The following is a 914-nucleotide window of genomic DNA, read 5'->3' as shown; positions in this document are numbered from 1 at the left end:
CGAGTTTCGAAACCGACGCATTGGCTTTATCTTCCAGTTTCATAACCTGCTACCCGAATTTACAGCTCTGGAAAATGTTTGCATTCCGGCCTGGATTGGCGGTAAAACGCAGCAAACGGAAGAGCGAGCCCAGATGCTACTGGGGAAACTGGGTCTTTCGCATCGGGAAAAACACTATCCCAGTCAGCTTTCCGGGGGTGAGCAACAGCGGGTGGCCGTGGCTAGAGCCCTGATTAATTCGCCCGCCGTAATTTTCGCCGATGAGCCCTCCGGCAACCTGGATTCCCGCAACGCCCGGGAACTGCACGAGTTGTTTTTCAGTTGCGGGATGAGCTCAATCAGACTTTCGTACTGGTCACGCACAATGAAGAACTCGCCCAAATGGCCGATCGCAAGCTGGAAATGCTGGACGGTCGGATTGTCTCGGAGTAAGTTCAAGGAAAGGTTTGATGGGTGTTCGTAGAAACAAAGCAATTAGAAACGAGCACCAGTAGTTCTGTCCTCCCTAGTGCCCAACCCCGAAGGGGTGCAATACGCATAGCCCCGCATGTAATGCGGGGACTCGAAACAGCTCGAAAAGTTCGTAGCGGATGCTACGGATAACCCGTCCCGCTGGCGTTACCGCACTTCGATATGGAAACGGTAAGATGAGGACCCAACATTTCAATGACAAGTATCGGCTAGAAACGTGCAGTACTGATCGATCCCAACAGTCATAAACGCGGGGCGGGCTGGAACGTGATTCAGTCCAAAATTGCGATTGGTTCCGGGGGGATTTTCGGGAAAGGCTTCCTGCAGGGTACACAAACCAAGTTTGACTTTGTACCCGAGCAAAGTACCGACTTATCTTCTGTACCGTAGGGGAGAGCACGGCTTTATGGGCAGCATACTGGTGATTGGCTTACTAATCGGGC

General features: G+C 52.3%; 2 pseudogenes. Both read left to right on the top strand.

From position 1 onward, the window contains the following. Positions 1 to 432, top strand: a pseudogene (locus tag BWI97_RS27215) (ABC transporter ATP-binding protein); the annotation flags it as partial. A 261-nt stretch (positions 433 to 693) separates the two neighbouring features. Further along, a pseudogene (locus BWI97_RS27210) lies at positions 694 to 914 on the top strand (FtsW/RodA/SpoVE family cell cycle protein); the annotation flags it as partial.

Source organism: Siphonobacter sp. BAB-5405 (assembly GCF_002872335.1).
GTDB lineage: Bacteria > Bacteroidota > Bacteroidia > Cytophagales > Spirosomataceae > Siphonobacter.
The sequence above is the reverse complement of the archived record's forward strand: the minus strand, read 5'-3'. Positions and strand labels throughout refer to the sequence as shown.